The sequence below is a fragment of the Variovorax sp. VRV01 genome, assembly GCF_014852545.1.
Lineage (GTDB): Bacteria > Pseudomonadota > Gammaproteobacteria > Burkholderiales > Burkholderiaceae_C > Variovorax > Variovorax beijingensis_A.
Window position 1 is genome coordinate 1 of record NZ_JACVBS010000035.1, and the last position, 22,524, is coordinate 22,524.

The following is a 22,524-nucleotide window of genomic DNA, read 5'->3' on the forward strand; positions in this document are numbered from 1 at the left end:
GATACGCCCCGCGCCCACCGCCGCGTGGACGCCGAGCGCGCCGTGCGCTGGCTCGGACGCAGCGCGGGCGTGCGCGCCAGCATCCTGCGCATTCCGGGCATCTACGCGCCCGACCGCGAGGGCGGCACGCCGCGCCAGCGGCTCGCGCGCGGCACGCCGGTGCTGCGGCGCGAGGACGACGTGTTCACCAGCCACATCCATGCCGACGATCTTGCAAGAGCCTGCGTGGCGGCGCTGTTCCGCGGCCGGCCGCAGCGCATCGTGCATGTCTCGGACGACACCGAGCTGCGCATGGGCGACTACATCGACCTCGCGGCCGATCTTTACGGCATGCCGCGCCCGCCGCGCGTGGCGCGCGAGGAAGCCCAGCGCCAGCTGCCGTTGCAGCTGCTGAGCTTCATGGGCGAATCGCGCCGGCTCGACAACACGCGGCTCAAGCGCGAGCTGCGCGTGCGGCTCGCGCATCCGACGGTGCACACCGGTTTGCGCGAAGAAGCAACCGCCTGAAGGCGTGCGCGTCGGGTTCAGACAGCAACGTACTCGACCGCACCGGTGTCCCCATCCAGGATCATGTCATAGGGATACCAGTAGATCTGCTCGTCGCCGTAGTCGTCGACATAGCTGTACCCGATGTATGTCATTCCCAGGTATGTGTCTTGAACCTGGATGAAGGTGGCGTATTGCATTCCGTCCGCCCGGGCCAGCTTCTTGTTCGTCTTGTATTTCTTGACCGGCAGATCGCCCTTGTTTGCATGCTTGACGTGGAACGCAGCAATCTTTGCGTCTTTGATGTCCACGGAGACCGTGTGCGGCCCGCTCTTGTCGATGACGTGCTGGCCGTTGCTCTTGAGCTTGTCGCCCACCAATTTCGCGCCATTGTGCTGGTGATGCTTTCCCTTGGCGAAGCTCGCATCGATAAAGCCGAATACGCCGGAAAGGGCGAGGCCGGTGGTCAGAAGGCGTCTTGTGTGGTTCATTTCGATTCTCCTTGCCGAGCTTGACTGTCGCGGTGCGCGAGTCAGCGCCGGGCATCAAAGTTCTGCTCTGCCAAAGCGAGCCCGGATGTAGGACCTGGGGTGGCGTGTGCGCGGGCCGGCATCCAGCGGAAATCGGGACGTTGAACCCGCGACCACTGACTTGCTCACGACCGGGCCGGCTCCAACGCACCGGTGGCGTGAGTGGGGCAAGAGAAGGGCGGCCGGACTAAAAAAGAGAGAGAGACGATCGTGGCGGCGGTCGAAGCGGCGAATCGATCAACCCCTGCGGGAGGTTTTCAATTTGCGGAACACGTCGCGAAACAGATGCGGGACGGTTGGAGCAATGCTGGCGAAAAAACTATCGCCAAATACGCCGTGTCGACGTGGTGCCCGGGGCCGGAATCGAACCGGCACACCTTTCGGTGGGGGATTTTGAGTCCCCTGCGTCTACCAATTTCACCACCCGGGCACATCCGGAAGGAAGCCCAAAATTATGGCACAGTGGCAATATGAATTGCCCCCACGCTCATCACTTCGTGTTCTCGCTGCCCCCCGAGGGGGCGCTCAACGCCCTTTGGGCGGCCATGCGGGCGTTGCCATGAATTATCCGACGATCGAAGACGCCATCGGCAAGACCCCCCTGGTGGCACTGCAACGCATCGATGCGGCCGAGAACGCCAGGCGCGGCAATGTCATCCTGGGCAAGCTGGAAGGCAACAATCCCGCGGGCTCGGTGAAGGACCGCCCCGCGCTCTCGATGATCAAGCGCGCCGAGGAGCGCGGCGAAATCAAGCCCGGCGACACGCTGATCGAAGCCACCTCGGGCAACACCGGCATCGCGCTGGCCATGGCTGCGGCCATCAAGGGCTACCGCATGGTGCTGATCATGCCGGAGGACCTGTCCGTCGAGCGCGCCCAGACCATGAAGGCCTTCGGCGCCGAACTGGTGCTCACGCCCAAGAGCGGCGGCATGGAATACGCGCGCGACCTGGCCGAGCAGATGGTGGCGCAGGGCAAGGGCCGGGTGCTTGACCAGTTCGCCAACGCCGACAACCCGCGCATCCACTACGAGACCACCGGCCCCGAGATCTGGGCCGACACCAAGGGCAAGATCACGCATTTCGTGAGCGCCATGGGCACCACCGGCACCATCACCGGCGTCTCGCGCTTCCTGAAGGAAAAGAACCCCGCGGTGCGCATCATCGGCGCGCAGCCGGCCGAAGGTTCGCGCATTCCGGGCATCCGCAAGTGGCCGGCCGAATACCTGCCCAAGATCTACGAACCGAGCCGCGTCGACGAGGAGATCAGCGTGAGCCAGGACAATGCCGAGGAAATGTGCCGGCGCCTCGCGCGCGAAGAGGGCATCTTCGGCGGCATCTCCGCGGCCGGCGCGCTCTGGGTGGCGCTCGAGGTTGCCAAGACGGTCGAGAACGCGACCATCGTGTTCGTGGTCTGCGACCGCGGCGACCGCTATCTGTCGACCGGCGTGTTTCCTGCCTGATCGAAGCCATGGCCCATCCCAAGTTCTGCCAGGCCTGTGCCACGCCGCTCGAATGGATCGCGCTGATGGAAGACGGCGGTCCCAAGGAGCGCCTGCGCTGCCCCTCCTGCGGCCACACGCACTGGAACAATCCCACGCCCGTGCTCGCGGCCATCGTCGAATACCGAGGCCAGGTGCTGCTGGCGCGAAACGCCGCATGGCCCGTGAAGATGTACGCGCTGATCACCGGCTTCATGGAAGCCGGCGAAACGCCCGAGGAAGGCATTGCGCGCGAGGTCAAGGAAGAAACCAACCTCGACGTGAGCGCGGCCAAGCTGGTCGGCGCGTACGACTTCCAGCGCATGAACCAGATCATCATCGCCTACCACGTGGTGGCCGATGGCGAGGTGAAGCTTTCGCCCGAGCTGCTGGACTACCGCCTCTACGACCTGCCCGACCTCAAGTGCTGGCCCGCGGGCACCGGCTATGCGCTGGCCGACTGGCTGCGCACCCGGGGGCACGAGCCGGTGTTCTTTACCGCGGCGGAGAACGAGGAGCGGCGGCGCGGCTTGAACCTGCCGCCCGAGGAGCCGAAGAATGCAGGTTGATCGCGAACTCGACACGCGGGGCCTGAACTGCCCGCTGCCCATTCTCAAGGCCAAGAAATCGCTCAACGACATGGCGAGCGGCCAGCTGCTGAAGGTGGTGTCGACCGACCCAGGGTCGGTGCGCGACTTCCAGGCCTTTGCGCGCCAGACCGGCAACGAGCTGGTCGAGCAGCAGACGATCGGCAGCGACTTCATCCATGTGCTGAAGAGGCGCTGACCGGAACAAAAGAATAGGGCCCCGTCGGGGCCCTTTTTCTTCAGAGCTCCAGGCTTTTGAGGTATTCGCGGAACTGCGCACCGACCTCGGGGTGCGCGAGTGCAAGCTCCACCGACGCTTGCAGAAAGCCTTCCTTGCTGCCGCAATCGTAGCGGATGCCCTTGTAGGCATAGGCGTAGACCGATTCCTTCTTCATCAGCGCCGCGATGCCGTCGGTGAGCTGGATCTCGCCGCCCGCGCCCTTGGGCTGGTTGCGGATCTCGTCGAACACGCCGGGCGTGAGGATGTAGCGGCCTGCCACGCCGAGGCGCGAGGGAGCCTTGTCCGGCGAAGGCTTCTCGATCATGCGATCGACCTTCACGAGATCGTCGCCGATGGATTCGCCCGCCACGATGCCGTAGCGCTTGACGTGTTCGAGCGGCACTTCCTGCACCGCGAGCACCGAAGCACCGAGCTTGCCGAAGGCGGCCGTCATCTGCGCGAGCACAGGTGCGCCGCCCACGGGGCCGACCATCAGGTCGTCGGCCAGCAGCACGGCGAAGGGCTCGTTACCCACGAGGTGTTCGGCGCACAGCACCGCATGGCCGAGCCCGAGCATGCGCGGCTGGCGCACGTAGGAGCAGGTCATGTCGTCGGGCATGACCGAGCGCGCGATGTTGAGCAGTTCGAGCTTGCCGCTGGCCTCGAGTTGGCTTTCGAGTTCGTAGGCGGTGTCGTAGTGGTCTTCGATGGCACGTTTGTTTCGACCAGTTACGAAAATCATGTCGCGAATGCCCGCCGCGTAGGCTTCCTCAACCGCGTACTGGATGAGTGGCTTGTCGACAACCGGCAGCATTTCCTTGGGCTGCGCCTTGGTGGCGGGCAGAAAGCGGGTGCCGAAACCTGCAACAGGAAATACGGCCTTGCGGATGCGTGTCGAGGGAGTGGGCATGGACAATTTGGGCGTCTGTTCGTTCAGTTGAAGAAGAAGGTTTGATGGCTCAACGGCGGCATGGAAATGCCGTCGTTGCCATGCTAAACCTTGCCCAGACCCACGTGTGTCAGCCGAGACGCACAAGCTGGTCGCGAAGACGCTCCAGCGTGGTGCTGAAATCGGCCAGGCGCTTGCGCTCCTGTTCGATCACGGCCGGCGGTGCCTTAGCCACAAAGGCTTCGTTTCCAAGCTTGCCGTTCACCTTGAGGATCTCGCCCTCGATGCGAGCAATTTCCTTGCCGATGCGCGCGCGCTCGGCGGCCTTGTCGATCTCCATGTGCAGGCACAGGCGCGCCGTGCCGACCACGGCCACGGGCGCCGCTTCGGCCGCCGCCGACCACGAAGCCTCGTCGTCGAAGACCTTCACTTCCTTGAGCTTGGCGAGGGCCTGCAGCACCGGCGCCGCATCGCGCAGGAAGGCAGCGCCCTCGGCATCGTCGGCCACAGCATAGAGCGGCAGGCGCACCGCGGGCGACACGTTCATTTCGCCGCGCAGCGTGCGGCAGGCATCGACCAGCGCCTTCAGGCGCGCCACATGCGCTTCAGCCGCTTCGTCGATCTTCTCGGGCTGGCTCTTGGGGTAGGCCGCGATCATGATCGATTCGCCCTCGCGTCCGGCGACGGGCGCCACCTTCTGCCAGAGCTCCTCGGTGATGAACGGAATTACCGGATGCGCGAGGCGCAGCAAGGCCTCGAGCGTGCGGATCAGCGTGCGGCGCGTGGCGCGTTTCTGCGCATCGTCGCCGGTCTGGATCTGCACCTTCGCGATTTCCAGGTACCAGTCGCAGAACTCGTCCCAGGCGAACTGGTAGATGGCGTTGGCCACGTTGTCGAGCCGGTATTCCTCGAAGCCCTTGGCCACTTCGGCCTCGACGCGCTGCAGCTGCGAGGCGATCCAGAAATCGGCGCGGCTGAACTTCAGGTAGCCGTGCGCCGGTCCGCCGACCTTGCATTCTTCCTTCGTGTGCTCGCGCAGGCCACAGTCCTGTCCTTCGCAGTTCATCAGCACGAAGCGCGTGGCGTTCCAGAGCTTGTTGCAGAAGTTGCGGTAGCCCTCGCAGCGCTTGCTGTCGAAGTTGATGCTGCGGCCGAGCGAGGCGAGCGATGCGAAGGTGAAGCGCAGCGCATCGGCGCCGAAGGCCGGAATGCCTTCGGGAAATTCCTTCTGCGTGTTCTTGCGCACCGCGGGCGCGGTCTCGGGCTTGCGCAAACCCTGCGTGCGCTTGTCGAGCAGCTCGGGCAGTGCGATGCCGTCGATCAGGTCGACCGGGTCGAGCACGTTGCCTTCGGACTTGCTCATCTTCTTGCCCTGCGCATCGCGCACCAGGCCGTGGATGTACACGTCCTTGAACGGCACCTTGCCGGTGAAGTGCTTGGTCATCATGATCATCCGGGCGACCCAGAAGAAGATGATGTCGTAGCCCGTCACGAGCACCGTGGAGGGCAGGTACAGCGCGAGGTCTTCAGTCTTCGCGGGCCAGCCGAGCGAGGAGAAGGGCACCAGCGCCGACGAATACCAGGTGTCGAGCACGTCCTCGTCGCGGCGAAGCGTCTTGCCCGGTGCCTTGGCCTGCGCCTCGGCCTCGTCGTGCGCGACGTACACCTTGCCGTCTTCGTCGTACCAGGCGGGGATCTGGTGGCCCCACCAGAGCTGGCGCGAGATGGTCCAGTCCTGGATGTTCTCCATCCAGTGGTTGTAGGTGTTGACCCAGTTCTCGGGCACGAAGCGCACCTCGCCGGTCTTCACCACGTCGATGGCCTTCTGCGCGATCGACTGGCCGTCGGCGCCGGGGCGCGTCATGGCCACGTACCACTGGTCGGTGAGCATCGGCTCGACGATGGCGCCGGAGCGCGCGCAGCGCGGCACCATCAGCTTGTGCTTCTTCACCTCGACCAGCAGGCCGAGCGCCTCGAGGTCGGCCACGATGGCCTTGCGCGCCACGAAGCGGTCCATGCCGCGGTATTTCTCGGGCGCGTTGTCGTTGATGGTGGCGTCGAGCGCGAGGATGCCGATCAGCTCGAGCTTGTGGCGCTGGCCGACGGCATAGTCGTTGTAGTCGTGCGCGGGCGTGACCTTGACCACGCCGGTGCCGAATTCCTTGTCGACGTAGTCGTCGGCAATGATGGGAATCAGCCGATCCACGAGCGGCAGCTTCACGCGCTGGCCGATCAGGTGCCTGTAGCGCTCGTCTTCGGGGTGGACCATCACGGCGGTGTCGCCGAGCATGGTCTCGGGCCGCGTGGTGGCCACGGTCAGTGTGCCGCTGCCGTCTTCGAGGGGGTAGGCAATGTGCCAGAGCGAGCCGTCTTCCTCTTCGCTTTCCACTTCGAGGTCGCTCACCGAGGTCTTGAGCACCGGGTCCCAGTTGCCCAGGCGCTTGCCGCGGTAGATCAGGCCTTCCTCGTAGAGCGAGACAAAAGTCTGCGTGACCACCTTCGAGAGGTCGTCGTCCATCGTGAAGTATTCGCGGCTCCAGTCGACCGTGTCGCCCATGCGGCGCATCTGCTCGGTGATGGTGTTGCCCGATTTTTCCTTCCATTCCCACACGCGTGCCACGAAATTCTTGCGGCCCAGGTCATGGCGGCTGATCTTCTGCTCCTGCAGCTGGCGCTCCACCACGATCTGCGTTGCGATGCCCGCATGGTCGGTGCCCGGCACCCACAGCGTGTTGTCGCCCTTCATGCGGTGGTAGCGTGCCAGGCTGTCCATGATGGTCTGGTTGAAGGCATGGCCCATGTGCAGCGTGCCCGTCACGTTGGGCGGCGGCAGCTGGATCGCGAACGAATCGGCGCCTTCCTTGGGCTGCTGCGTGCCGCGGAAACCGGCCTTGGCGTAGCCGCGCTGCTCCCATTCGGGGCCCCAGTGCGCCTCGATGGCGGCGGGTTCGAACGACTTGGAGAGGCTCTCCAGTCCAGGCTGGGCGGAAGGGGTGGTGGGTTCGCTCATGGGAAATGCAGAAGCGGCGCCTTCGGGGGTGCCGTGGGGACAAGATGGGATAGCCGGCGATTTTACCGGGGCCGCCCCGGGGCAGCCCCACCCCACATAATTCCGGGATGCTCTTCCTGCTCTCCCCTGCGAAATCGCTCGACTACGACACCCCCGTTCCCGCCGAAATCCCCGCCACCCAACCCCATTTCGAAGCCCCTCGCGGCCCCTCGGCCGAACTGATCAGGCTGCTGCGCGAGAAGTCGCCGCAGCAGATCTCGGAGCTCATGCACCTGTCGGACAAGCTCTCTGCGCTCAACGTGGCGCGCTACCAGGCCTGGTCCGGCAAGAGCACGCCCAGGAACGCCCGCCAGGCCGCCTTCGCGTTCGACGGCGACGTCTACGGGGGCCTGGACGCGCGCTCGCTCACGCCCGCGCAACTGGCCTGGGCGCAGGAGCACGTGTGCATCCTGAGCGGCCTCTACGGCCTGCTGCGCCCGCTCGACCTGCTGCAGCCCTACCGGCTCGAGATGGGCACGCCGCTTGCCAATCGCCATGGCAAGGACCTGTATGCCTTCTGGGGCTCGCGCATTGCGGAGCACCTGAACCAGCGCCTGGCGGCCGACCGCGCGCCGGTCGTGGTCAATGTGGCCTCGCAGGAGTACTTCAAGTCGGTGGACCGGAAGGCGCTCAAGGCGCGCGTGGTCGAATGCGTGTTCGAGGAATGGAAGGGCGACCGCTACAAGATCGTGAGCTTCTACGCCAAGCGCGCCCGCGGCCTGCTCGCGCGCTGGGCGGTGCTGCACAAGGCCGCCACGCCCAAGGCGCTGGAAAAATTCGATCTCGAGGGTTATGGTTTCGACGCCACGGTGTCCAACGCCGAAAGGCTGGTGTTCAGAAGGAAGACTTGATATGTCGCAACCGATCAGTCCGGAGCTCCGGGAATGGCTGGTGTCGCAGCTCGCGGCAGGGCATTCGGTGCCCGCGTTGCGCGCCTCGATGCGCGCGGCCGGCTGGCAGGACGCGGCCACCGACCTCGCGCTGGCGCAGCTCGAGGCCGGCTTTCCGCACGTGGAGGTGGCCAGGCCGCGGCGCACCGAGATGCCCGGCCCCGACCTCGAAGGCGCGCCGCTCTACATTGACGCGGGCGACCGCCGCGTGCAGGTGCTGCAGACCATGCGGCATCCGCGCGTGGTCGTGTTCGGCAACCTGGTGTCGCCCGAGGAGTGCGAAGGGCTGATCGCCGCGGCGCGGGTGCGGCTGGCGCGCTCGCTCACGGTCGAGACGCGCACCGGCGGAGAGGTGCTCAACGTCGATCGCACCAGCGAAGGCATGTTCTTCGAGCGCGGCGAGAACGAGATCGTCTCGCGCCTCGAGCAGCGCATTGCCGCGCTGCTGCGCTGGCCGGTGGAGTTTGGCGAAGGCCTGCAGATCCTGCGCTATGCGCCCGGCGCCCAGTACCGCCCGCACTACGACTACTTCGATCCCGGCGAGCCCGGCACGCCCACCATCCTCAAGCGCGGCGGCCAGCGCGTGGCCACGCTCGTGATGTACCTGCAGGAGCCGGGGCAGGGCGGTGCCACCACCTTCCCCGACGTCGGCCTGGAAGTGGCGCCCGTGCGCGGCACCGGCGTGTTCTTCAGCTACGAGGAACCCGACCCCGCCACCCGCACGCTGCATGGCGGCGCGCCCGTGCTCGCGGGCGAGAAGTGGGTGGCCACCAAATGGCTGCGCGAACGCGAATTCAAATGACAAGGGCGCGATGAAGCTGCTGGCCAACGGATTGCAGATCGAGGTCGACGACACCGGCGGCGAAGGCCGCCCCGTGGCCCTGCTCATCATGGGCCTGGGCATGCAGCTGGTCGGCTGGCCGCAGGACTTCGTGCAGGCGCTGGTCGATGCGGGCTTTCGCGTGGTGCGCCACGACAACCGCGACATCGGCCTGAGCCAGGGCTTCGACCATGCGGGCACCGGCAACATCGTGTGGGAGAGCATCCGCCAGCGCCTGGGCCTGCAGGTGCGTTCGGCCTACACCCTGCAGGACATGGCGCGCGATTCGCTGGGCGTGCTCGACGCGCTGGGCATCAGGCAGGCGCACATCATCGGCGCCTCGATGGGCGGCATGATCGCGCAGCACCTGGCCGCCGAAGCGCCCGAGCGCGTGACCAGCCTCGTGAGCATCATGAGTTCCAGCGGTGCGCGGGGCCTGCCCGGACCGCGCAGCGATGTTGCCGCCATGCTGCTGCGCCGGCCCCTGGGCGGCGGCGAGGCCGAGCTGGTGGCGCACAGCATCCGGCTGCTCAGGCTGATCCAGAGCCCCGCCTATCCGCAGAGCACCGAGGCCTTGGCCGAGCGCCTCACCTTCAGCATGCGCCGCGCCTACCGCCCGGCCGGCATGTTCCGCCAGATGCTCGCGATTGGCGCCGACGCGCGCCGCCCCGAAGTGCTGCCGCGCATCAAGTGCCCGACGCTGGTGCTGCACGGCGAAGCCGACGCGCTGGTGCCGATGGCCTGCGGGCTGGACACCGCCAAGCGCATTCCGGGCGCGAAGTTCGTCAGCATTCCCGGCATGGGCCATGACCTGCCGCCCGAGGTCTGCGCCATCCTCGCCCACCACATCGCGCCGTTCCTGCACGCGGCCGAAGAACACCACAAGCCATGAGCCTCGACAACATCCCCCCCGGCAACCCCAACACGCCCGAGCAGTCGCAGCTGGGCCGCGCCTCGGCCTATGCCGACCGGTACGACCCTTCCTTGCTCTTTCCGATTGCGCGCAGCACCCAGCGCGAAGCCATGGGCATCGCCGCCGGCGCGCTGCCCTTCTTCGGCGCCGATCTCTGGACCGCGTTCGAGGTGAGCTGGCTCAACCTGCGCGGCAAGCCCCAGCTGGCCATCGCGCACTTCACCATTCCCTGCGAAACGCCCAACATCATCGAGAGCAAGTCGTTCAAGCTGTACCTCAACAGCTTCAACAGCAGCGCCTTCGCGAGCGTTGAGGCTGTGCGCGAGCGCCTGCGCGCCGACCTGTCCGAGGCGCTCTGGCGCGGCAGCGACCAATCGGCCGGCATCGGCGTGAAGCTGCTGGCGCCCGACCTGTTCGACCGCGAGCCGGTGCACGAGCTCGACGGCTTGGACCTCGACCGGCTCGACATCGAGTGCACCCACTACCAGCCTGCGCCCGAACTGCTGTCCAGCGACAGCACCCAGCCGCCGGTGAACGAGACGCTCACCAGCCGCCTGCTCAAGAGCAACTGCCTCGTCACCGGCCAGCCCGACTGGGGCAGCGTGCAGATCCGCTACAGCGGCCCGGCCATCGATCAGGCCGGCCTGCTCGCGTACATCGTGAGCTTTCGCAACCACAACGAGTTCCACGAACCCTGCGTGGAGCGCATGTTCACCGACATCTGGCGCCGCTGCCAGCCCAACAAGCTCGCGGTGTATGCGCGCTACACGCGGCGCGGCGGGCTCGACATCAACCCGTTCCGCACCAGCTGGCCGCAGGCGCTGCCGCCGAACATCCGCACTGCGCGGCAATAAGGGACGAGGGCGCCGCCGAAGCCCCTCTTCGGAAATCCGGAACCCGCAGCCCGGCCCCTGTGGCATTCTGGAACTGCCCGCGACACTGCGGGCGGCTATCCGGAGCAGACACACATGGTTGAAGGAAAAGTAGTCGTCGTCACCGGCGCGGGCGGCGGCATCGGGCGCGACATCGCGCTGGCCATGGCGAGCCATGGCGCCAAGGTGGTGGTGAACGACATCGGCGCCGCGCTCGACGGCGCGGGCGGCAGCGCCGGCCCTGCGCAGCAGGTGGTCGACGAGATCCGCGCCGCGGGCGGCCAGGCCGTGCCCAACACCGACAGCGTGGCCGATGCGGCCAGCGCGGCGCGCATCGTCGAATGCGCGGTCGAGAGCTTCGGGCGCATCGATGCGGTGGTCAACAACGCCGGCATCCTGCGCGACCGCTTCTTCCACAAGATGTCGGTCGACGAATGGGACGCCGTGATCAAGGTGCACCTGTACGGCGCCTTCTACGTGAGCCGCGCGGCCGCCACGCATTTCAAGGAACAGAACTCGGGCGCGATGGTGCACATGACCTCGACCTCGGGCCTCATCGGCAACTACGGCCAAGCCAACTATGCGGCGGCCAAGCTCGGCATCGTGGCGCTGTCGAAGTCGACCGCGCTCGACATGCTCAAGTTCAACGTGCGCTCCAACTGCATCGCGCCCTTCGCCTGGAGCCGCATGATCGGCGCCATTCCCACCGACACCGACGAGCAGCGCGCCCGCGTCGACAAGATCAAGCAGATGACGCCGGCCAAGGTGGCGCCGCTCGCGGTGTACCTGGCAAGCGATGCGGCCGGCGCGGTCAACGGCCAGATCTTCTCGGTGCGCAACAACGAGATCTCGCTCATCAGCCAGCCGCGGCCGGTGCGCTCCATCCACCGCTCCGAAGGCTGGACGCCCGAGAGCATCGCCGAGCACGCCATGCCCGCCATGCGCGCGAGCTTCCATCCGCTGGACCGTTCGGCCGACGTGTTCAGCTGGGATCCGGTCTGAGGGCCTGGGGACAAACCCGAAAGAGAGTACGCAGGACGCCATTCGCCGGACAATGCGCGTTTCCTTCCTCTTTGGTGCGCACGCCCGGTGAACCTGCATTTCGACCTGTTCGACCTGAAACTGTTCGTCTACGTGGCGGACGCGCGCAGCCTCACGCGCGGCGCCGAGAAGGCCTGCATCTCGCTGGCGGCCGCATCCACGCGCATCAAGCAGATGGAAGAAGCCGTGGGCGGCAAGCTGCTGCACCGCAGCGCGCAGGGCGTGAGCCTCACGGCCGCGGGGCAGGCGGTGCTCTACCACGCCAAGCGCGTGATGCAGCAGATGGAGCACCTGCGCTGCGACATGCAGGACTTCGGCAAGGGCATCAAGGGCCATGTGCGCGTGTTCGCCAACACCACCTCCATCACCGAATACCTGCCGCAGAAGCTGGCCGGTTTTCTGACGCAGCATCCGGCGGTGCAGGTGGACCTGCGCGAATACCTGAGCGAGGAAATCGTGCGCGCCGTGGCCGATGGCGAGGCCGACATCGGCATCCTGGCCGGCGACGTGCACACCGGCGAGCTCGATGCGCGCCCCTTCGGCCGCAACCAGTTGGTGCTGGTGGTGCCCGCCGCGCACCACCTGGCGGGTGCGCCCTCGGTGGCCTTTGCCGACACGCTCGACGAGCAGCACGTGGGCCTGCACCACGGCAGCGCCATCCACCGCTTCCTGCAGCGCCGGGCCGAGCTGGCCGGCCGCGGCTTCAACCCGCGCATCCAGGTCAGCAGCTTCGAGGCGATCTGCCTGATGATCGAGGCGGGCGTGGGCGTCGGCGTGCTGCCGGCCTCGTCGGCGCAGCGGCTGTCGCTGGCGATGCGCATCGCGACCGTGGCGCTCAGCGATGCCTGGGCGGAGCGCGAGCTCAAGCTGATCGCGCGCAGCCGCGAGCAGCTGCCGGCCTCGGCGCGCGAGCTGTTCGACCATCTCGTTGCGCCCTGAAGAAGGCGCGCAGGCCATGTCCGCCGACCTGAAGTCGCTGCGCCTGTTCGTGGCCGTGGCCGACCACGGCAGCATCAGCGAAGGCGCCAAGCGCTGCCACATCGCACTTGCGGCCGCGAGCAAGCGCATCTCCGACCTGGAAGCCCGCGCGCGGCTGCCGCTGCTGGTGCGCCATGCGCGCGGCGTCACGCTCACTTCGGCGGGCCATGGCCTGCTGCTGCATGCGCGCGCCGTGCTCTCGGCCATGGACCGGCTGGGCGCCGAGCTCGACGATTTCCAGAACGGTGTGGCGGGCGTGGTCAGCATCACGGCCAACGCGTCCACCATCGCGCAGTTCCTGCCCGCGCAGATCGGCTCCTTCCTGCGGCTGCATCCGGTGCTCAAGATCGACCTGCAGGAGCGCGCCAGCACCGAGGTCGTGAAGGCTGTGCAGGCCGGTCTGGCCGACATCGGCGTGATCGAGGGCCACACGCCCGCCGAAATGCTCGAATGCCTGCCCTACCGCAGCGATGAACTGGCGGTGGTGGTGGCGCGCGACCACCCGCTGGCCAGGCGCAAGCGCATCGGCGTGGACGAGGTGCTTCGGCACGACCATATCGTGGTGCGCGAAGGCACGGCGCTGCACCGCGTGCTGCTGAACGCGGCGCTGGAGGCGCAGCTGCCGCTCAAGGTGCGCATGCAGGTGGGCAGCTTCGACATGGTGTGCCGCATGGTGGAGCAGGGCGTGGGCATCGGCGTGCTGCCCTACGCGGCCATCCTGCCGCAGCTGCAGATACTGAAGCTGCGCTGCCTCAAGCTCGATGCGCCGTGGGCGGTGCGCCGGCACCTGCTGTGCGTGCGGCGGCAGCAGGACCTGACCGCGGCCGCGCGCTCCGTGCTGGAGCATCTCGGCCGGCCGGACTGATCCCTGAGCCTTCGCGCCGCGCGAAGCCTCGCGCCCGCCAAAAACGAATTGTTCTCCACGGCCTGCGCACCAAGAATCGTGCAGCCGAAGCAAGGCAAAAAGGAGACATTCTTGAAGATCATCCGCGTCAGCGCCACGCCGCTGAACATTCCCGTCACCATCGATGTGCTGGGGCTCAACCAGCAGACCTCGCTCTCGCTCTGCCTGACCGAGATCGAGACCGACACCGGCCTTGTCGGCCATGGCATGACGGCCATCACCGAAGAAGAAATCATCGCCGCTGCCGTGCGCGAGGTGGCCGGCCCGGCATTGATCGGCGAAGACCCGATGGCCACCGAGCGCCTGTGGGAGAAGCTCTACTGGCTGCTCTCGCCGCGCGGCCAGACCGGCTACGCGAGCCACGCCATCGCGGCGCTCGACATCGCGCTGTGGGACCTCAAGGGCAAAGCACTCGGCCAGCCGCTGTGGCGCCTGCTGGGCGGTGCGCGCTCGAAGGTGCCGGTGTATGCGACCTTCGGCTTCGGCTTCTTCGAGCGCGACCAGCTCGCCGCCGCCGCCAGGCTCTGGGTCTCGCAGGGCTTCCGGCGCCTGAAGATGACCGTCGGCGGCCATGCGCTCGCGCGGCGAGACGAGCCGCGGCCCATCGACGAGGTCATTGCCGAGGACGTGCGCCGCGTGGCTGCCGTGCGCGAGGCGGTCGGCCCCGACGTGAAGCTGTATGTCGACGCCAACTGCGGCCTCGACCTGTTCCATGCGACCGAGCTCGCGCGCCGCATCGAGCCCTACGGCATCAGCTTCTTCGAGGAGCCGCTCACGCAGAACGACGTGCGGCAGATGGCCCAGCTGCGCGCACGCACCAGCATTCCGCTGGCCTGCGGGCAGAACGAAGGGCTGGCCTTCCGCTTCCGCGACCTGCTGGTGAACCAGGCGGCCGACGTGCTGCAGCCCAACGTGACCATCTCGGGCGGCTACACGCAGTGCCTGAAGATCGCGGGCATGGCGCAGGCCTTCAACGTGCCGATCGACAACGGCGGCGCCTGGCCCTTCCACAACATGCACCTGCATGCGGGCGTGTCGAACGGCGGCATGGCCGAATACCACTACGTGGCCGTGCAGATGCTCAAGCAGGTCTTCGACGGCCTGCCGGTGCCGCAGGACGGCTGGCTGCAGCTGCCCGAGACGCCGGGCCTGGGCTTCGCGCCCAATGCGGATCGCGTGCGCGAGCTCGCGAAGCTGCCCACTTCGCGTGGCAAGGGCAAAGCCTAGGAATGGACGCCCCCCGAAGCGCCTTTGGCGCTCCCCCCACTGGGGGGCGCACCCGGCGGCCCGGCAAAGCCGGTCCCGCGGGTGCACTTGAAGAAGCCGCGCAGACGGCCGCTGATCGATGACCATTGGAGACACGATGAAAAAAGCTACAGACCTTGTTCGCCCTGCACGCCGCCAGGCGCTGCGTGCTGCCATGGCCCTGGGCCTTGCTGGCGCGCTCGCCGCGCCTGCCGCCTGGGCCCAGAAGTACCCCGACAAGCCGATCCGACTCGTGGTCGGCTATTCGGCCGGCGGCGGCGTCGACGCGGTCGCGCGCCTGCTGGGCACGCGCCTGTCGGCGGTGCTCGGCCAGCAGGTGATGGTCGACAACCGCACCGGCGCCGCCGGCCTGATCGCGGCCGAGTTCGTCGCCAAGGCCGCGCCCGACGGCTACACGCTCATGATGGGTGACAGCGCGCTGCTGATCGCCAAGCTGCTGCAGCCGAAGATCGGCCTCGATCCGCTCACCAGCTTCAAGCCGGTGGCGGGGGCTTTCGTCTCGCCGCTGATGATCGTCACCGGCAACGACTTTCCGGCCCGGACGCCGGCCGAGCTGGTGAAGGAGCTCAAGGCGAACCCGGCGCGCTATTCCTTCGCCACCTCGGGCGTCGGCACGGTGCAGCACCTGGGCTTCGAGATGCTGAAGCAATCGACCGGCAGCACCGTGGTGCACGTGCCCTACCGGGGCGCCGCGCAGATCGTGCCCGACGTGGTCGGCGGGCAGGTGCCGATCGGCGTGGTCAGCGCCACGGCCGGCATGGCGCAGGCCAAGGCCGGCAAGCTGCGCGCGATCGCGCTGATGAACACCGCGCGGCTCGAAGGCGCCGAGAGCGTGCCGCCGCTGGCCGATGCGCTGCCGGGCTTCGACGTGGCGCCGCGCATCTTCGTGCTCGCACCGGCCGGCACGCCCGACGAGATCGTCGGCAAGCTCTCGGCCGCGGTGAAGACCGTGCTCGATGCGCCCGAGGCCGGCGCCGCGGCGGCCGCGCAGGGCACGCTGCGCGCCTACGCCACGCCGGCGCAGCTCGGCAAGGACATGGCCGAGGAGACGAAGCGCTGGCAACGCATCATCGCCGAGCAGAACATCGTGGCGGAGGGCAAGTAGATGGCGCTGCCGCACCTGGGCCTGATCGTGCCGCCGGCCGCCGGCGCGGTGCCGGTGGACGGTCCGCTGCTCTACGGCGACCGCATCCGCTTCAGCGCGCTGGGGCTGGGCCTTGGCGAAATTTCCACGCGCGGGTACACCGAGGTGATCGACTCGGTGGTCGAGAAGGCGGTGGCGCTCAAGGCCGAGGGCGCTGCCGCGGTCTCGCTCATGGGCACCTCGCTGAGCTTCTTCCGCGGCGCCGCGTTCAATCGGCAGCTCGAAGTCGAGATGGCGCGCGCCACCGGACTGCCCTGCACGACCATGAGCAACGCCATCGTCGGCGCGCTGCGCCATCTGGGCGTGCGGCGCGTGGCGGTGGCCACGGCCTACATCGACGAGGTCAACGCGCATCTGCGGCGCTACCTCGAACAGAGCGGCTTCGAGCCGCTGGCGCTCGAGGGGCTGGCCATCTCCGACGTGCAGGCCGTCGGCCAGGTGCCCACACAGGTGCTGGTCGACCTGTGCCTCAGGGTGTTCGATGCGCAGCCCGGCGCGGACGGCATCCTCATTTCATGCGGCGGGTTGGTCACGCTCGATGCCGTGCGCGAAGTGGAAGCACGGCTGCAGCTGCCCGTGGTGTCGAGTTCGCCTGCGGGGTTCTGGGACCTCGTGCGCACCGCGTGCCTTGATGCGCGCTCGCCCGGGCAGGGCCGGCTGTTCGCCTGAACGGCCTCAGCCGAGCCAGCGGCCCACGCGCGGCGCAGATTCCAGCTGCCAGATGCGCTGGCACAGCGCCTTCGCCTCGTCGGCGGTGGCGCCTTCGCCGTAGTGCGCGAGGCGCTGCATCTTGTCCTCGATCTCGGCGCGGCTCAGGCTGTTGCCCGGGTCGCCCTTGGGTTCGTCGACGCGGCCGGCCAGTATGCGGCCGTCGTTGGTGCGCACGCTGACCTTGCCGATCCAGCGCGCGGGGTAGGCGCTGTCGACCTCGGCATCGAGTTCCATTTCCACCTTGTCGCGGAACGCGGCCACCTCGGGCGCGAGAAAGTCGCGGTCGAACTCGCCGAGCCCCGCGCGGCCATGCACCGCGATCAGGCCCAGCACCGTGCCCATCGAGAACTTGCCCTGGTGCACGGTGGCCGGCACCGTCACGCGGCCCAGCACATCGATGGCGCCCTGGTGCACATGCGCGGTCACGCGGGCCACGTCGCCATGCGCGAGCTTGTGTTCGGCCATCACCTGCAGCAGCGCATCGGCCGCGGGATGCGTGTGGCGGCAGGACGCGTGGTACTTGAACGAGGTTTCGGCCAGTGCCCAGCGCGTGCCGAGGCGGTCGGTGAGCCGTGCCGGATCGGCATCGCTCGACATGCCCACGCCCAGGCCCTGCGCACCCTCGAGCACCTTTGCCGCGCCCGTGAAGCCGTCCTGCGCGAGGTAGGCCGACATCAGCCCGCTGGCGGCCGCATGCGCGCAGTGCAGCTGCTTGGAGTCGGCCGCATCACGCAGGAACTCCCATACGCCCGCCGACTGCGTGCCGGCCGAACCGAAGGCGTGCAGCATCTGCGGCGGCGCGAGCTCGAGCAGGCGGCCCACGGCGGCAGCCGCAGCCAGCGTACCCGCCGTCGCGGTGGTGTGGAAGGTCTTGTAGTGCGAGCGGCCCAGGAACTCGCCGACACGGATGCCGACCTCGTAGCCCGCCACCACCGCGGTCAGCAGTTGCGCACCGCTGGCGCCAAGGCTCTGCGCCACGGCCAGCGCGGGCGCGATGACCACGGCCGCGGGATGGAACACCGAGCCGTTGTGCACGTCGTCCTGCTCCACATAGTGCGAGGCCGCCGCGTTGACCAGTGCCGCGAACACTGGCGAGGTGGTGCGGCGCGACGTGAGCATTTCGCTCGGCCCGTCGGCCGGCCCCATCACCTGCGCGAAGCGCTCGATGCTGCGCACCGGCCGCGCCGCACGCGCCGCGAGCACGGAGCCCAGCCAGTCGAGCATCAGGTCCTCGGTGCGGCGCAGCACGGGGGCCGGAATGTCGGCGAAGCGAAGTTCGGCGGCGAAGGTGGCGAGCTCTCGGCTGGGATGATTCGATGAGGTCATGGAGTGCCTTCAGAACGAACGCGGCAAGCCGAGCATGTGTTCGGCGACATAGCTCAGGATGAGGTTGGTCGAGATCGGCGCCACCTGGTAGAGCCGCGTCTCGCGGAACTTGCGCTCGATGTCGTATTCGCAGGCAAAGCCGAAGCCGCCATGGAACTGCAGGCAGGCATTGGCGGCCTCCCAGCTGGCCTTGGCCGCCAGGTACTTCGCCATGTTGGCCTGTGCACCGCAGGGCTCGCGCGCATCGAACAGGCGGCAGGCTTCATAGCGCATGAGGTTGGCGGCTTCGATCTCGATGAAGGCCTCGGCAATCGGAAACTGCACGCCCTGGTTCTGCCCGATGGGCCGGCCGAACACCACGCGCTCCTTGGTGTACGCCGTGACCTTGTCGATGAACCAGTAGCCGTCGCCGATGCATTCGGCCGCGATCAGCGTGCGCTCGGCATTGAGGCCGTCGAGGATGTACTTGAAGCCCTGGCCCTCTTCGCCGATCAGGTTCTCGGCCGGGATCTCGAGGTTCTCGAAGAACAGCTCGTTGGTCTCATGGTTCACCATGTTCAGGATGGGCCGCACCGTCATGCCTTTGCCGATGGCCTCGCGCAGGTCGACGATGAAGATCGACATGCCCTCGGATTTCTTCTTCACGTCCGCCAGCGGCGTGGTGCGCGCCAGCAGGATCATCAGGTCCGAATGCTGGATGCGCGAGATCCAGACCTTCTGGCCGTTGACGACGTAGCGGTCGCCCTTCTTCACGGCCGTGGTCTTGATCTTCGTGGTGTCGGTGCCGGTGCTGGGCTCGGTCACGCCCATCGACTGCAGGCGCAGCTCGCCGGTGGCGATGCGCGGCAGGTAGGCGCGCTTCTGCGCTTCGCTGCCGTGGCGCAGCAGCGTGCCCATGTTGTACATCTGGCCGTGGCAGGCGCCCGAGTTGCCGCCGCAGCGGTTGATCTCTTCCATGATCACCGAGGCTTCGGTGAGCCCGAGGCCCGAGCCGCCGTACTCCTGCGGAATGAGCGCGGCCATCCAGCCGGCCTTGGTGAGCGCCTCGACGAACTCGGCGGGGTAGCCGCGGGCCTCGTCGATCTTGCGGAAGTACTCGTTGGGAAACTGCGCGCACAGGTCGCGCACGGCATCTCGGATGTCGGGAAAGCGGGTGTCGTTGCTGTTGTTCATCTCGTTCAATCCTGGCGCGGGCCGCCGGCTTCCTTTTCCACGCGTTGCCAGATCTCGATGGCCATCGGGTCGTCGATCTCCTCGAGGAGGTGCCCCACGAGCCCGATGGCGCGCGCCATCACACCCAGGCCGCGGATGATCTTCCACGGAAAGCCGAACTCGGCCGCAATCGCGCCGATGGCGCCCGTCGCGTTGATGGGCAGCGACTTGCCCGAGACGCGCTCGGCCTCCTGCTGAACCGCCTGCATCAGCGCCACGTAGTGGCCCGAGAGGCCGTTCTCCTCGGCGATCTGGAACAGGCGCGGCGTGCGCGGGTCGATCGGCTTGTGCAGCGGATGGCCCAGGCCCGGCACGATCTGCTGGCGCGCGCGGTGGTCGGCCACGATGTCCTTCGCCATGTCGGCGAGCGGCCGCCCCGGCTTCTCGCCGAAGGGAATGGCCTCGTAGAGCATCTTCGCCGCGCCCTCGGTGCTGCCCACGAACACCGTGCCCAGCCCGCACAGGCCCGCGGCCACGGCGGCCTGCAGCGCCTCGGGCGCGCCCGCATAGGTCAGGCGCGCGGCCAGCGCGCTCGGCGTGACGCCATGCTCGACCAGCGTGACGACGATGGCATTGAAGGTGACCGATTCCTGCGGCGTCGGGATGCGGCCCGTGAGCTCCAGGAAGGCCATGTCGCCGAGGTTCAGGTGGCCCAGGATCTCGGAGGGCAGGTCGCGCCCGCGCACAGTGATCCTGTCGGGGGTGCTGTGGCCGAGCGCGGTGTGCAGGGATTTCTTGATCTTTGTGGTGGTCATGCGCCGAATCTATGCCGCCCTCGCACGAGGCGGGTCTGTGAATGCGAAACCCTCCCTTCGGCAAATGCAAATGCCGCGCGGCGGGCCGTTCTGTCACGCTGCGGCGATGGACACCGAATCACTTTCCGCCATGCGCGATGCCGCGCTCGACTACTTCGTTCGCAGCCGTTCCATCCAGCGGCGGCGCGAGCGCATGGAACGGCCCGATGCCGATGAGGCGCAGGGCTGGAGCGCCATTGCCGAACTGGGCTGGACCGGCATGCTGGCACCCGAATCCGCGGGCGGCCTGGGGCTGGATCTCGCGGGCGCCGCGCAGATCCTGCGGGCCGCGGGCGAGCATGTGGCGCCCGAGCCGCTGCTGGCGGTGGCGGGCTTGAGCGCGATGCTGCTCGCGCGGCTCGACGCACCGGCCGCGCAGTCGCTGCTGGCGGAACTGGTCGCGGGCCGCAGCCTGCCGGCGCTGGCCTGGCAGGAGAGCGCCGGCGACCTGAGCGCCGTGCCGCTGGCCTGCGGCTGCGAGCCGCGCGCGGGGCATGCGGGCGGCGTGCTGCTGCAGGGCGAGAAGCTCATGGTGCTGCCCGGCGCGGCTGCCAGCGGCTGGCTGGTGTCGGCGCGCGGCAGCGACGATGCGGTGCTGCTTTGGGTGCCGCGCGGCACCACTGGCGTGAGCGAAACCCTGGTGCCGCTGGTGGATGGCAGCCAGGCCGCGAGCCTGCGCTTCGAGCAGGTGGCGCTGCCGGCGGACGCGGTGCTGGCCGAAGGCCCGGCCGCGCAGGACGTGCTGCGCCATGCGCTCGCGGCCGGCCAGGTCCTGCAGGCGGCCGAACTGCTGGGCGTGGGCCAGGCGATGCTCGCGCAGACGCTGGCCTACCTGCGCACCCGTTCGCAGTTCGGCAAGCCCATCGGCAGCTTCCAGGCGCTGCAGCACCGCTGCGTGGACATGTTCATTCATCTCGAAGTGGCGCAGGCAGCCCTCGCCGAAGTGCTGGCACTGGCGGACCAGGGGCTCCCGGCAGAACGGCTCGAAGCCGAAGCCAGCCGCGTCAATGCCCGCTGCACCGCCGCGGCGCTGCAGGCCTCGCGCACGGCGGTGCAGATGCACGGCGCCATCGGCTATACGCAGGAGTGCGACCTGAGCCTCTACTACAAGCGCACGCTGTGCCTTTCGGCGTGGCTCGGCAACGTGGCCGCGCACCAGCGCCGGCATGCCGTTCTGGCCGATGGCGGCGAGACGCGAGCGGGCTCCGCGGTGTGGGAAGGCGAGTTCCCGCGCAGTGCCGACTGGCATGCGATGCCCGAGGCCGAGTTCCGGCGCATGGTGCGCGCCTTCCTGCAGCAGCGCTATCCGCAGCCGCTGCGCTACCTGTCGCACCGCGCGCGCTGGAGCGAGATCCGCGAGTGGTATCTCACGCTGTCGGCACAGGGCTGGATCGCGCCGGCCTGGCCGCAGTCGCATGGCGGCATGGGGCTGCCGGCCGACAAGCTCATTGCATGGATCGAGGAACTCGAGCAGTACGGCGTGGCGCGCGCGCCGGACCAGGGCATCGTGATGATCGGCCCGCTGCTGATCCAGCATGGCACGCCCGAGCAGCAGCAGCGCTTCCTGCCGCGCATCCTGAGCGGCGAGCATGTGTGGTGCCAGGGCTATTCGGAGCCCAACGCGGGCTCCGACCTGGCCGGGCTGCGCACCGAGGCCGTGGCGGGGCGCGACACCGAGGGCGACCACTTCATCGTCAATGGGCAGAAGATCTGGACCACGCTCGCGCAGGATGCCAACCACATCTTCATGCTCGTGCGCACCGACAAGGCCGCGCGCAAGCAGGAGGGCATCAGCTTCCTGCTGTGCGACCTGCGCACGCCGGGCATCACGGTGCGGCCGATCCACACGCTCTCGGGCGAGCCCGAGTTCTGCGAAGTGTTCTTCGACAACGTGCGGGTGCCGGCTGAAAACCTGGTGGGCAAGCTGCATGGCGGCTGGACGATTGCCAAGGCGTTGCTGGGCTTCGAGCGCATCTTCCTCGGCAGCCCCAAGCAGTCGCAGTACGCGCTGGGCCAGCTCGCGCGCCTGGCCGAGGCGCGGCGCCTTTTTGCGGACCCGGTGTTCGCACAGCGCTTCGCTGCATTGCGGCTCGACGTGCTCGACCTGTCGGCCGCATACACGGGCTTTGCCGACATCGTGCGCGCGGGCCAGCCGCTGCCTGCGTCGGTGTCGCTGCTGAAGATATGGGCCAGCGAAACCTATCACCGCATCGGCGCGCTGCTGGTCGAGGCCGGCGAAGAGCAGGGCGCCGTCGCGGGCGACCAGGTGCTCGACGGGCAGAGCTTCAACGTGCTGTCGCCGCTCATCGGCTCCACCGCCGCAATGATCTACGGCGGCACCAACGAGATCCAGCGCAACATCCTCGCGCGGCAGGTGCTCGACCTGCCGGCCTGAGCAATGCGAGCCGCCGA

20 protein-coding genes, 1 tRNA gene and 1 pseudogene are annotated in these 22,524 nt (G+C 68.0%); 15 read left to right on the forward strand and 7 right to left on the reverse strand.

Going from position 1 to position 22,524, the window contains the following annotated elements:
* Positions 1–507 (forward strand): annotated as a pseudogene (locus IB278_RS32670) (SDR family NAD(P)-dependent oxidoreductase); the annotation flags it as partial.
* 17 nt (positions 508–524) lie between these two features.
* On the opposite strand, the gene IB278_RS32675 reads toward IB278_RS32670, so the two are convergent.
* Both IB278_RS32675 and IB278_RS32680 read right to left on the reverse strand, forming a co-directional pair.
* Positions 525–977 (reverse strand): hypothetical protein, encoded by a 453-nt coding sequence (locus IB278_RS32675; protein WP_145741263.1) that lies wholly within the window; start codon positions 975–977, stop codon positions 525–527.
* 384 nt (positions 978–1,361) lie between these two features.
* Positions 1,362–1,446, reverse strand: a tRNA-Leu gene (locus tag IB278_RS32680).
* A gap of 129 nt (positions 1,447–1,575) precedes the next feature.
* On the opposite strand from IB278_RS32680, the gene cysM reads away from it, so the two are divergent.
* The 3 genes from cysM to IB278_RS32695 are packed head-to-tail and all read left to right on the forward strand — an operon-like array spanning position 1,576 to position 3,282.
* A complete protein-coding gene (cysM, locus tag IB278_RS32685) occupies positions 1,576–2,478 on the forward strand; it encodes a cysteine synthase CysM (protein ID WP_145741265.1) in 903 nt (300 codons plus the stop codon).
* A gap of 8 nt (positions 2,479–2,486) precedes the next feature.
* A complete protein-coding gene (locus tag IB278_RS32690; protein ID WP_192328451.1) occupies positions 2,487–3,065 on the forward strand; it encodes an NUDIX hydrolase in 579 nt (192 codons plus the stop codon).
* On the forward strand, positions 3,055–3,282 hold the full coding sequence (locus tag IB278_RS32695) for a sulfurtransferase TusA family protein (protein ID WP_145741268.1): 228 nt from the start codon (positions 3,055–3,057) through the stop codon (positions 3,280–3,282). The genes IB278_RS32690 and IB278_RS32695 overlap by 11 nt, the downstream gene beginning before the upstream one ends.
* Positions 3,283–3,322: 40 nt before the next feature.
* On the opposite strand, the gene galU is transcribed toward IB278_RS32695, so the two are convergent.
* The gene (gene galU / locus IB278_RS32700) at positions 3,323–4,213 is read right to left on the reverse strand and encodes a UTP--glucose-1-phosphate uridylyltransferase GalU (RefSeq protein ID WP_145741270.1); all 891 of its coding nucleotides are present in this window, start codon (positions 4,211–4,213) and stop codon (positions 3,323–3,325) included.
* A 109-nt stretch (positions 4,214–4,322) separates the two neighbouring features.
* Positions 4,323–7,202 (reverse strand): valine--tRNA ligase, encoded by a 2,880-nt coding sequence (locus IB278_RS32705; protein ID WP_145741271.1) that lies wholly within the window; start codon positions 7,200–7,202, stop codon positions 4,323–4,325.
* A 107-nt stretch (positions 7,203–7,309) separates the two neighbouring features.
* Here IB278_RS32705 and yaaA point away from each other — a divergent pair, with 107 nt between their 5' ends.
* The 10 genes from yaaA (at position 7,310) to IB278_RS32755 (ending at position 16,738) form a co-directional block, all read left to right on the forward strand.
* Positions 7,310–8,092, forward strand: a complete 783-nt coding sequence (gene yaaA / locus IB278_RS32710; RefSeq protein WP_192328454.1) for a peroxide stress protein YaaA — start codon at positions 7,310–7,312, stop codon at positions 8,090–8,092.
* Position 8,093: 1 nt separating this feature from the next.
* Positions 8,094–8,933: a 2OG-Fe(II) oxygenase gene (locus tag IB278_RS32715; protein ID WP_145741274.1), complete on the forward strand. Its 840-nt coding sequence runs from the start codon at positions 8,094–8,096 to the stop codon at positions 8,931–8,933.
* Between the two features lie 10 nt (positions 8,934–8,943).
* Complete coding sequence (locus IB278_RS32720) at positions 8,944–9,843, forward strand: alpha/beta fold hydrolase (protein ID WP_192328457.1); 900 nt, start codon at positions 8,944–8,946, stop codon at positions 9,841–9,843.
* On the forward strand, positions 9,840–10,718 hold the full coding sequence (queF, locus tag IB278_RS32725; RefSeq protein ID WP_145741277.1) for an NADPH-dependent 7-cyano-7-deazaguanine reductase QueF: 879 nt from the start codon (positions 9,840–9,842) through the stop codon (positions 10,716–10,718). Before IB278_RS32720 ends, queF begins: the two co-directional genes overlap by 4 nt.
* Positions 10,719–10,832: 114 nt before the next feature.
* The gene (locus tag IB278_RS32730) at positions 10,833–11,738 is read left to right on the forward strand and encodes an SDR family NAD(P)-dependent oxidoreductase (RefSeq protein ID WP_145741279.1); all 906 of its coding nucleotides are present in this window, start codon (positions 10,833–10,835) and stop codon (positions 11,736–11,738) included.
* Positions 11,739–11,825: 87 nt separating this feature from the next.
* Positions 11,826–12,716: a LysR substrate-binding domain-containing protein gene (locus tag IB278_RS32735; RefSeq protein ID WP_145741281.1), complete on the forward strand. Its 891-nt coding sequence runs from the start codon at positions 11,826–11,828 to the stop codon at positions 12,714–12,716.
* 16 nt (positions 12,717–12,732) lie between these two features.
* On the forward strand, positions 12,733–13,620 hold the full coding sequence (locus tag IB278_RS32740) for a LysR family transcriptional regulator (protein WP_145741282.1): 888 nt from the start codon (positions 12,733–12,735) through the stop codon (positions 13,618–13,620).
* Positions 13,621–13,731: 111 nt separating this feature from the next.
* On the forward strand, positions 13,732–14,886 hold the full coding sequence (locus tag IB278_RS32745) for a mandelate racemase/muconate lactonizing enzyme family protein (protein ID WP_145741284.1): 1,155 nt from the start codon (positions 13,732–13,734) through the stop codon (positions 14,884–14,886).
* Positions 14,887–15,022: 136 nt separating this feature from the next.
* Entirely contained in the window at positions 15,023–16,030 is a 1,008-nt protein-coding gene (locus IB278_RS32750) for a Bug family tripartite tricarboxylate transporter substrate binding protein (RefSeq protein WP_225613327.1), read from the forward strand.
* Entirely contained in the window at positions 16,031–16,738 is a 708-nt protein-coding gene (locus IB278_RS32755; protein WP_192328461.1) for an aspartate/glutamate racemase family protein, read from the forward strand.
* Between the two features lie 6 nt (positions 16,739–16,744).
* On the opposite strand, the gene IB278_RS32760 is transcribed toward IB278_RS32755, so the two are convergent.
* Genes IB278_RS32760 through IB278_RS32770 form a run of 3 tightly spaced genes read right to left on the reverse strand, consistent with a single transcriptional unit; the run spans position 16,745 to position 20,073 of the window.
* Positions 16,745–18,106 carry an MmgE/PrpD family protein gene (locus tag IB278_RS32760; RefSeq protein WP_145741287.1) on the reverse strand — a complete coding sequence of 454 codons (1,362 nt, stop codon included), beginning with the start codon at positions 18,104–18,106 and terminating at the stop codon, positions 16,745–16,747.
* 9 nt (positions 18,107–18,115) lie between these two features.
* Entirely contained in the window at positions 18,116–19,279 is a 1,164-nt protein-coding gene (locus IB278_RS32765; RefSeq protein ID WP_145741289.1) for an acyl-CoA dehydrogenase family protein, read from the reverse strand.
* 5 nt (positions 19,280–19,284) lie between these two features.
* Positions 19,285–20,073 (reverse strand): citryl-CoA lyase, encoded by a 789-nt coding sequence (locus tag IB278_RS32770; RefSeq protein WP_192328464.1) that lies wholly within the window; start codon positions 20,071–20,073, stop codon positions 19,285–19,287.
* A 106-nt stretch (positions 20,074–20,179) separates the two neighbouring features.
* Here IB278_RS32770 and IB278_RS32775 point away from each other — a divergent pair, with 106 nt between their 5' ends.
* Positions 20,180–22,507, forward strand: coding sequence for an acyl-CoA dehydrogenase (locus tag IB278_RS32775; RefSeq protein ID WP_145741292.1), 2,328 nt, complete (start codon positions 20,180–20,182; stop codon positions 22,505–22,507).
* Positions 22,508–22,524: the final 17 nt, after the last annotated feature.

Excerpts from the sequence above, each read along its gene's own strand:
- IB278_RS32675 (WP_145741263.1), bottom strand. The coding sequence starts at position 977 with ATGAACCACACAAGACGCCTTCTGACCACCGGCCTCGCCCTTTCCGGC.
- cysM (WP_145741265.1), top strand. The coding sequence starts at position 1,576 with ATGAATTATCCGACGATCGAAGACGCCATCGGCAAGACCCCCCTGGTG.
- IB278_RS32690 (WP_192328451.1), top strand. The coding sequence starts at position 2,487 with ATGGCCCATCCCAAGTTCTGCCAGGCCTGTGCCACGCCGCTCGAATGG.
- IB278_RS32695 (WP_145741268.1), top strand. The coding sequence starts at position 3,055 with ATGCAGGTTGATCGCGAACTCGACACGCGGGGCCTGAACTGCCCGCTG.
- galU (WP_145741270.1), bottom strand. The coding sequence starts at position 4,213 with ATGCCCACTCCCTCGACACGCATCCGCAAGGCCGTATTTCCTGTTGCA.
- IB278_RS32705 (WP_145741271.1), bottom strand. The coding sequence starts at position 7,202 with ATGAGCGAACCCACCACCCCTTCCGCCCAGCCTGGACTGGAGAGCCTC.
- yaaA (WP_192328454.1), top strand. The coding sequence starts at position 7,310 with ATGCTCTTCCTGCTCTCCCCTGCGAAATCGCTCGACTACGACACCCCC.
- IB278_RS32715 (WP_145741274.1), top strand. The coding sequence starts at position 8,094 with ATGTCGCAACCGATCAGTCCGGAGCTCCGGGAATGGCTGGTGTCGCAG.
- IB278_RS32720 (WP_192328457.1), top strand. The coding sequence starts at position 8,944 with ATGAAGCTGCTGGCCAACGGATTGCAGATCGAGGTCGACGACACCGGC.
- queF (WP_145741277.1), top strand. The coding sequence starts at position 9,840 with ATGAGCCTCGACAACATCCCCCCCGGCAACCCCAACACGCCCGAGCAG.
- IB278_RS32730 (WP_145741279.1), top strand. The coding sequence starts at position 10,833 with ATGGTTGAAGGAAAAGTAGTCGTCGTCACCGGCGCGGGCGGCGGCATC.
- IB278_RS32740 (WP_145741282.1), top strand. The coding sequence starts at position 12,733 with ATGTCCGCCGACCTGAAGTCGCTGCGCCTGTTCGTGGCCGTGGCCGAC.
- IB278_RS32750 (WP_225613327.1), top strand. The coding sequence starts at position 15,023 with ATGAAAAAAGCTACAGACCTTGTTCGCCCTGCACGCCGCCAGGCGCTG.
- IB278_RS32755 (WP_192328461.1), top strand. The coding sequence starts at position 16,031 with ATGGCGCTGCCGCACCTGGGCCTGATCGTGCCGCCGGCCGCCGGCGCG.
- IB278_RS32760 (WP_145741287.1), bottom strand. The coding sequence starts at position 18,106 with ATGACCTCATCGAATCATCCCAGCCGAGAGCTCGCCACCTTCGCCGCC.
- IB278_RS32765 (WP_145741289.1), bottom strand. The coding sequence starts at position 19,279 with ATGAACAACAGCAACGACACCCGCTTTCCCGACATCCGAGATGCCGTG.
- IB278_RS32770 (WP_192328464.1), bottom strand. The coding sequence starts at position 20,073 with ATGACCACCACAAAGATCAAGAAATCCCTGCACACCGCGCTCGGCCAC.
- IB278_RS32775 (WP_145741292.1), top strand. The coding sequence starts at position 20,180 with ATGGACACCGAATCACTTTCCGCCATGCGCGATGCCGCGCTCGACTAC.